Annotated in this window: 8 protein-coding genes; 6 read left to right on the top strand and 2 right to left on the bottom strand. The window is 71.2% G+C overall.

Translation table 11 applies throughout. The features are described 5' to 3' along the window. From Cco03nite_RS41305 to Cco03nite_RS41290, 4 genes are all read left to right on the top strand, one after another. On the top strand, positions 1-324 hold a 324-nt coding region (locus Cco03nite_RS41305; protein ID WP_373314455.1), incomplete at its 5' end, for a GDSL-type esterase/lipase family protein. A 201-nt stretch (positions 325-525) separates the two neighbouring features. Then, entirely contained in the window at positions 526-1,575 is a 1,050-nt protein-coding gene (locus Cco03nite_RS41300; RefSeq protein ID WP_203699507.1) for a sulfotransferase family protein, read from the top strand. Next, positions 1,572-3,314 carry an ABC transporter ATP-binding protein gene (locus tag Cco03nite_RS41295; RefSeq protein WP_239168082.1) on the top strand — a complete coding sequence of 581 codons (1,743 nt, stop codon included), beginning with the start codon at positions 1,572-1,574 and terminating at the stop codon, positions 3,312-3,314. The genes Cco03nite_RS41300 and Cco03nite_RS41295 overlap by 4 nt, the downstream gene beginning before the upstream one ends. Positions 3,315-3,328: 14 nt before the next feature. Further along, positions 3,329-5,080 carry an ABC transporter ATP-binding protein gene (locus Cco03nite_RS41290; RefSeq protein WP_203699508.1) on the top strand — a complete coding sequence of 584 codons (1,752 nt, stop codon included), beginning with the start codon at positions 3,329-3,331 and terminating at the stop codon, positions 5,078-5,080. A 9-nt stretch (positions 5,081-5,089) separates the two neighbouring features. Here the strand turns inward: Cco03nite_RS41290 and Cco03nite_RS41285 are convergent, their stop codons facing one another. After that, positions 5,090-6,205: a serine hydrolase domain-containing protein gene (locus tag Cco03nite_RS41285; protein WP_203699506.1), complete on the bottom strand. Its 1,116-nt coding sequence runs from the start codon at positions 6,203-6,205 to the stop codon at positions 5,090-5,092. A gap of 605 nt (positions 6,206-6,810) precedes the next feature. On the opposite strand from Cco03nite_RS41285, the gene Cco03nite_RS41280 reads away from it, so the two are divergent. Further along, positions 6,811-7,074 (top strand): hypothetical protein, encoded by a 264-nt coding sequence (locus Cco03nite_RS41280; RefSeq protein WP_203699505.1) that lies wholly within the window; start codon positions 6,811-6,813, stop codon positions 7,072-7,074. 291 nt (positions 7,075-7,365) lie between these two features. Next, positions 7,366-7,872 (top strand): NUDIX domain-containing protein, encoded by a 507-nt coding sequence (locus Cco03nite_RS43055; protein WP_203699504.1) that lies wholly within the window; start codon positions 7,366-7,368, stop codon positions 7,870-7,872. A gap of 60 nt (positions 7,873-7,932) precedes the next feature. Here the strand turns inward: Cco03nite_RS43055 and Cco03nite_RS43235 are convergent, their stop codons facing one another. Beyond that, the gene (locus Cco03nite_RS43235; RefSeq protein ID WP_373314456.1) at positions 7,933-8,184 is read right to left on the bottom strand and encodes a zinc ribbon domain-containing protein; all 252 of its coding nucleotides are present in this window, start codon (positions 8,182-8,184) and stop codon (positions 7,933-7,935) included. Positions 8,185-8,200: the final 16 nt, after the last annotated feature.

The following is an 8,200-nucleotide window of genomic DNA, read 5'->3' as shown; positions in this document are numbered from 1 at the left end:
TACCCCGCCGACCGGATCATCGACGGCCTGCGCCAGCTCGCGATCCAGGCCAAGGACCGCGGCGTACGCGTGCTCGTGGCGACGCTCGGCCCGTTCGAGGGCTACTCGTCGTGGACGCCGGAGAAGGAGGCCGTCCGCCAGGCCGTCAACACGTGGCTGCGCGGGAACAACGAGTTCGACGGCCTGCTCGACTTCGACCAGGTCCTGCGCGACCCGGCCGCGCCGGGCAAGGTCCTGCCCGCCTACGACAGCGGCGACCACATCCACCCGAACGACACGGGCGCACAGGCCCTCGCCGCGGCCGTACCGCTCTGGCTGCTGTGACCCGATGACGCCGGATTGACGCTGATTGGCGTGGTGGACCGGCCTTGTTGTCATGCAACAAATCTGCACATGCACATGCTTGATTGAGGAAAGCGCTTACCCGTAGCGTTGGTCCGCGAGGTTCGGTCCCCTGACCGGGACCGAGAAGTGCAGACGGGGGCGGCCGGCATGCCGCCCCCGTCTTCTTCCCGGGACGGTGTGATGGCGCAGCTGCTCGCCCTAGTGGAGAAGACCAAGCCGTACCCCCTCGCAGTGGCGGGCCCCGCCGACTTCCGCTGCGAGCCGGTGGCCGCCGTCGACCCCGGCATCGTGCTGACCGAACCCGGCCACAGCCTGTACTGCCTCGACCACGACACCCGCCGCGCCCTGTTCGTCAGGACCGAGGTCGACCCCGGCGGTGCGCCCTTCTACTTCCAGGCGCAGTACGAGCACGCGACCGGGGTCGTCGCCCTGTCCTACGACGAGCTGCACGCGCTGCCCACCCCCGGTGAGCCCAGCGGCGTGTTCCTCTACTCCACCGGCCGCTGCGGCTCGACCCTGGTCGCCGCCGCGCTGGCCGAACGCGGCGGACTGACCGGCCTGTCCGAACCGGACGTGCTCACCCAGCTGGTCACGCTCGCCCCGCGCCTGCCCGAGCCGGAGCTGCGCGAGCTGACCCGAAGCTGCGTACGGCTGCTGTCGCGGGGGCATCCCGTAGCCGTCAAACCGCGCAGCTTCGTCATCGAGCTGGCCTGGCTGCTGCACGAGGAGTTCCCGCAGTTCGCCTCCGTCTTCCTCTACCGGGAACCCTTGTCCTGGGCTCGCTCTACGGCGCGGGCTTTCGCGGGCTACGACCCGGCCCTGAACACCGACCCGGCGGCCGTGCAGGACCGTCTCGGACGGCTGATCCCCCTGGTCGCTCGTTGGCGGCAGCGGGTGGGCCGGGTGCTGTCCCCCGAGGAGGTCATGGCCTGCCAGTGGGTGGCGCAGCTGGAGCGTGCTCTGGCGCTGCGGCATCGCGGCGTGGACGTGTTCACCGCCACCTACGAGGACCTGCTCACCGACCCGCAGGGCGTGCTCAAGTCCGTGTTCGCGCACTGCGGCCTGGCCGCGCCGTCCGGGCTGGACGAGATCCTGGCCAGGGACTCCCAGGAGGGCACGACCCTGTCCCGGTCAGCCACCGCCGCTCGCGACGGCGAGGCGGTTCCGCGCCTCGACGAGACCGCGCTGATGCGGACCGTCGCCGAGCTGTGGGTCGAGGTCGTGCGATGACCACACGGGACCTGATCGCCCGGGGCAGCCGCCTGTGCGGTCGGATGATCCGGTCCGAGCCGCGCCTGTTCCTGGTCTCGCTCGGCGGGGCGGGTCTGGTCGTGGTGCTGTCGATCGGGAGCGCGTTCGCCGTCGGGGCGGTGGTGGCGGACGTGGTCGCGCCGATGCTGGACCGCGGACAGGTCGACGCGGGGCTGCTCGCCGGGGCGGCCGCGATCCTGCTCGGGCTGAGCGCGTTGAAAGTGGTCGGCATCTTCAGCCGCCGGCTGGGCGCGGTCTACCTGCAGCAGAGTCTGCAGGCGCGGCAGCGCAAGGGCATCGTGCGCAAGTACCTGAGCCTGCCGCCCGCGTGGCATCGCGAGAACCCGACCGGGGCGCTGCTGTCGAACGCGTCGTCGGACGTGGACGCGGCGGCCTCGCCCGCGGGCAGCCTCGCGTACGCCGTGGCGACGGTCTTCCTGCTGGCAGGGGCGCTGACCGCGCTGTTCGCCGTGGACTGGACGCTCGGCCTGGTCGGCTTGGTGGTCTTCCCGGGCCTGGTCGCCGTGTTCGCGGCGTACTCGCGCCGGGTCGCGCCGCGCTACCGGCTCGCCCAGTCGCTGCGGGCGCAGGTGACCGCCCTGGCGCACGAGAGCTTCGACGGGGCGCTGACCGTCAAGGTGATGGGCCGCGCGGACCACCAGACGGCCCGGTTCGCCGGCCAGGTCGGCGAGCTGCGCCACGCGCTGGTCGCCATCGGCCGGACCCGGGCCTGGCACGATCCCGTCATCGACGCGCTCCCCCAGGTCGGCACGGTCGCCGTGCTGGTCGTCGGCGCGTGGCGCTGCGAGCAGGGCGCGCTCGACCTGAGCGACCTCACCTCGGCGGCGTTCCTGTTCGCGCTGATGGACATGCCGATCCGCGCCATCGGCTGGCTGCTGGGCGCGCTGCCCCGGGCGGTCGCGGGAGCCGAACGGGTCGACCGGGTGCTCGCCGCGGCCGACGACTCCCCGCCCGGCACCGCCGTGCTCGGCGGCGGCCCCGCCGAGCTGCACCTGCGGCAGGTGAGCGTGCGGAGCCTGCGCGAGGTGTCGGTGCGGATCGCGCCGGGCCGGGTCGTCGCGCTGGTCGGGCCGACCGGCTCCGGCAAGTCGACGGTCGCGGCGCTCGCGGCCCGGCTGCTGCCGCCGGAGTCGGGAACGGTGCTGGTCGACGGGGTCGACGTACGGGAGCTGACGGCGGCGGCGTTCGCTGCGGCGGTGGCGTACGTGCCGCAGGTGCCGTTCGTCTTCGCCGACAGCGTGCGCGCCAACGTCACGCTGGGACGGCCCGGGATCGACGACGACGCGATCTGGCGGGCGCTGGCCGTGGCCCGCGCCGACGACTTCGTCCGGCTGCTGCCGCAGGGCCTGGACAGCGGGCTCGGCGAGCGCGGCGCGGCGCTGTCCGGTGGGCAGCGCCAGCGGATCGCGCTGGCCCGCGCCCTGGCGGGAGGGCCGCGGCTGCTCGTGCTCGACGACGCCACCAGCGCCGTGGACCCGGTGGTGGAGGCGGCCGTCGTCGCGGGCCTGCGGTCGGCCCCGGGCGGCCCGGCGATGCTCGTGGTGGCGACCCGCCGCCCGACGATCGCGCTGGCCGACGAGGTCGTGTACCTCGACCAGGGGCGGGTGGCGGCGACCGGCGCGCACCACGAGCTGATGCGGTCCGCGCCGGGATACCGGGAGCTGCTGGCGGCGTACGACCGGCAGGTGGCCGCGTGAGGGGCGGGGACACGATGTGGGACACGTTGCGGCGGGCGCTGCGGCTGTCGCCCGAGCTGCGGCAGGGCCTGGCGGTCACGCTGCTGCTGGCGGTGGGCATGACCGCCGGCCGGGCCGCCGTGCCGGTGGCGGTGCAGCGCGGCATCGACGACGGGCTGCGCGGCCCCGGCGGGCCGGACGCCGGGGTGGTCGCGGTGATCGGCGCGGCCGGGCTGGCGGTGCTGCTGCTGTCCATGATCTGCGGGTACGCGATGATGCTGCGCCTGTTCGACGTCAGCGAGACGGCGCTGGCAGCCGTGCGGGTGAAGGTGTTCCGGCACGTCCACGACCTGCCGGTGCACCGGGTCGGCGCGCAGCAGCGCGGCGCGCTGGTCGCCCGCGCCACCTCCGACGTGGACCAGGTCACCTCGTTCCTGCAGTGGAACGGCGTGGTCCTGTTCATCTGCGTCGGGCAGACACTGGTCACGGGCACGGTCATGTTCTTCTACTCGTGGCCGCTGGCGCTGGTGGTGCTGGCCGTGTTCGCCCCGGTCGTCTGGGTCGTGCGGGCCTGCATGCGCGACCTCGCCGACGCGTACGGGGCGGTCCGGCAGCGCTCGGCGGAGATGCTGGCGGTCGTGTCGGAGAGCGTCGTGGGCGCCGAGGTGATCCGCTCCTACGACGCCTCGGCCCGGACCGTCGCCCGCCTGGACGAGGCCGTCGATGCGCACCGGCTGGCCGCCCAGCGGGCGTCGCGGCTGACCGTCACCGCGTACTCGGTCGGCGAGATCGCCACCGGTGTCGCGATGTCGGCGACGGCCGCGGTCGGGGTGCTCCTGGGCGTCGGCGGGCGGATGACGGTCGGCGAGATCGCCGCGTTCCTGTTCCTCGTCGCCCAGTTCGCGCTGCCGGCGCAGGTCGCCGGGGAGATGCTCAACGGACTGCAGAACGCGGTCGCCGGGTGGCGGCGGGTGCTCGACATGCTCGACGAGACACCCGACGCCGCCGACCACGCCGAAGCGGTCGACCTGCCACCGGGCCCGATCACGGTGACCCTGCGCGAGGTGGGTTTCGTCTACCCGGAGACGTCGGCGGAGGTGCTGCGGGACGTCGATCTGGAGATTGCCGCGGGCAGCCGGGTGGCGGTCGTCGGTCAGACCGGGGCGGGCAAGACGACGCTGGCGAAGCTCGTCGCCCGGCTGGCCGAGCCGAGCCGGGGGCAGGTGCTGCTGGCGGGGGTGCCCCTCGACCGGGTGCGGCTGCGGTGCCTGCGCGAGCGGGTGGTGATGGTGCCGCAGGAGGGCTTCCTGTTCCGGGGCACGCTGGCCGACAACATCCGGTTCGGCCGGTCGCTCGGCGACGATGAGGTGTCGCAGGTGCTGGATGAGCTGGGTCTGCTGGACTGGGTGGCCGGGCTGCCCAGCGGGCTCGACACGGTGGTGGGCGAGCGCGGTGAGGGCCTCAGCGTCGGCGAGCGGCAGTTCGTCGCGGTCGCGCGGGCCCACGCCGCGGGCGCGGACCTGCTGATCCTGGACGAGGCGACCAGTGCCGTGGACCCGGCGACCGAGGTGCGGCTGCGCACGGCGATGGACCGGGTGTCACGGGGGCGGACCACGATCACGATCGCGCACCGGCTGGCCACGGCACGCGGGGCCGACGAGGTGATCGTCGTCGACGACGGGCGGGCCGTGCAGCGGGGACGCCATGAGGAGCTGCTGGCCGCGGCGGGCTCGCCGTACGCCAAGCTCCACGCCGCCTGGCTGGCAGGCGAGAACGCCCTCGCCTGACCCGACCCGCTACTCGGTGGGCAGCTGGGGCCAGGGGTGGCCCGGACTGACGATCTTCGCGATACCTTCCATCAGAGCCCAGCTCCCCGGCACGTCGACGTTCGAGTTGAGCATCACGACCATGGTGGTCTGCTCGTCAGGCAGGTAGTACGGATACGTCATGAAGCCGGAGATGTTGCCGTTGTGGCCGATCCAGCCGTTCTGGTTCTCGATGCCCAGGCCGTACAGAGCGCCCTGTCCCTCCTCGGGCGCCGGCAGGAACTGATCGCGCTGCCGGCGCATCTCGGGGGTGAGCAGCTTTCCCGTGGCCAGGTCCTTGGTCCAGACGCGGACGTCGTCGAGCGTCGACACCATCTGACCGGCTGCCCATCCCCATGAGGAGTTCCAGTTCGTGGCGTTCACGGTCGCGCCGTCGGCGGCTTTGGCGTAGCCCTGGGAATGGGGTGAAGGGAAGTCGGAGCCGGACGGGAAGGCCGTGTCGCCCAGCCGTTCCGGTTTCAGGATGTGCTGGTCGATGAACGCTTCGATCGACTGGCCGGAGACCTTCTCGACGACGAGCCCCAGCAGCACGGTGTTGGTGTTGGAGTAGTCGAACTTCGTGCCCGGCTCGAAGAGCAGCGGACGGCTGAAGCTGATGGCGAGCAGCTCCTGTGGCGTCCACTCGCGATCAGGCTCGCGCGACAGGCCGGCCATGGTCACTTCCGCGTAGTTGAACAGCCCGCTGCGCATCGCGGCCAACTGGCGCAAGGTGATCACATCGCCGCTCGGGACACCGGGCACGTACCGGTCGATCGGGTCGTCGAGTCCGAGTTTGCCCTGCTGTGCCAACTGCAGCAGGGCGGTCACGGTGAACGTCTTGGTGAGGCTGCCGATACGCATGTGGAGATCTGTGGTCATGGGCTGGCCGGTGCCCGTGTCCTGGACACCGAACGCTCGCACGTATGCGGGCTTGCCCTCCTGCCAGACACCGACGATCGCCCCCGGAATCGAGGCCCGCCGCATCAGCTCGGGGATCGCGGCGGTGAGCTGGGCATCCCGGTCAGCCGAACGCGGGCCGTCCCGGCCGACCGGTGGAAGGGTCGACTGGGCACATCCGGCCAGGGCTGTCACCAGGATCGCGGCCACCCCGACCACGCTCTTCCGCCACATCGAGAATCTCCTCCGGGCCCGCATTCCGATCGGCGCCGCCAAACACGGCTCGGTGGCCGAACGGTGCTGAATCCCATCAAATCATCACAGATGGCTCTTGGTCACCGGGTCACAGATTTCCGTTCGCGACGCGGGCCGCGTCGAGCACCCGCTGGATCAACTGGGTGCCGCACCCATCTCTGGGTTCTCCACAACAACTCACCTGCTCCTTCGCCCGCACCAGTCGCGGTCGCTCCCCGTTCTACCGGACGAGACCAGCAGGCGCACACATCGGCAGATCCGCGTACCCCGCGCCTGGATCGCTTCATGATCATTTGTACGGAAGGTGAACGGGCCCTGAAGCTGCCGCCGGCACCATTGGGCTGTCAAGATCCACGGGCGGTGCCGGTTCTCACGAACATCTCGGCACGCAGTGACAGCAACGTGGAGCCGACGGTCGCGAACATCTGGCAATCTCGCGAAGGAAGCCACGTGGCCACCTCGCGCGGGCGCATACCGATACAGGAGAAGATGTGACTGTGAGCGATCGCGGTTGGTTCTCGGTGCGGTGCGTCGTGAGGTTCCCTGCTGAGCAGCGCTCGATGTTCGAGGAGCGGGTCACGCTGTGGCGCGCCGCGGACTTCGCCGACGCGGTGGAGCGCGCCGAGGCGGAAGTCCGCGAGTACGCGGCCCTGCTCGGGGGCGAATACACGGGCCTTGCTCAGGCATACGAGATCGACGGCGAGCCCGGCGACGGCGCCGAGGTGTTCTCCCTGATTCGCGACAGCGACCTCAGCACGGCCGCCTACCTCGACGCCTTCTTCGACACAGGTAGTGAGCGGCAGGGCCGAATCGCCGAAGAATGAGGTCACGCCGTCATGGCAGGCTGTGCCCCCGATGATGTCCGGCGCGGCGCGCCGCCCGCTGCCACGCCCCGAAGCGGGTCGACGTCAGCCGGCACGTATCGATTGCCAGCGCGCCTGGGAGGATCTCTTGGCGGCTCGGGCGACCCGCACCCGGCCCATGCGCCAGGTCAAGACGTCTGCCTGACCGTCCGAGCCGGTGCGGCTCACGGTCGGCATGGCGGGCTCGCGAAGCGCTACTCTGCGGCTCACGTCGATCATCGGGGTGCCACCCGCACAGACCAGGAGTCCGCCTTGTCGCTGACCTTTCGCAACGCCGCCCGCGCGATCATCCTCGACGAGGAGGATCGCATCCTGCTATGCCGATTCGTTGCCCCTCACCCGGCGGTCCCACATGGAGCGCAGGCCGTCTGGTCTGCTCCAGGCGGTGGCATAGAACCAGGCGAGGACGGCCTGTCCGCGCTGCGCCGTGAGTTGCGGGAGGAGACCGGCCTGGTAACCGCCGTCGATCCGCCGCACGTGTGGCATCAGGTGATCGTCGCCGCAGATTACGCACCCGGCTTCGACGGCATGGTCAACGACTACTTTCTCGTCCGCGCCGTCCATTTTGAGCCACATGGCGAGTTCACCGACGACCGACTCTCCGCTGATGAGCTGCTCGCGGGCTTCCGATGGTGGCAACTCTCCGAGATCACCGACTACACCGGACCTGACTTGTTCTCGCCCCGTGACCTCGCCACACCGCTGGCCGAGTTGCTCACGTCCGGCGTACCCTCCACCCCAGTCGCACTCGGCTTTTGACTGCTCCCCGCCTGAAGGGCGGGGGATTCTTCCCGCCTTCAGGCTATGAGGATTCCTGACTCAGGCAGCCACTCGAGCCGGCGGCTCGGGTGGTCTTACGCCCTCAGCGCCAGCAGGGCACAGACCAGCCCTGATAAGCATCACGCGGGCGGAGTTCTTGTCCCGCGGGGACACGGCTCCGCACGTGGTACAGGTGTAGGTGCGCTCACCCAGCGGCAGTGCATGCTTGGCTCTCGTCATGCAGTGCGCGCAGTCCATCGTGGTGTGCGCGGGATGCACGGGCCGGACATCGCGGCCGTGCTTGCGGGCCATCTCGACCAGTGCGGCC

The organism is Catellatospora coxensis, assembly GCF_016862635.1.
In the GTDB taxonomy this organism is placed as follows: Bacteria; Actinomycetota; Actinomycetes; order Mycobacteriales; family Micromonosporaceae; genus Catellatospora; species Catellatospora coxensis.
This window is presented reverse-complemented; position numbering and strand designations above follow the sequence as displayed.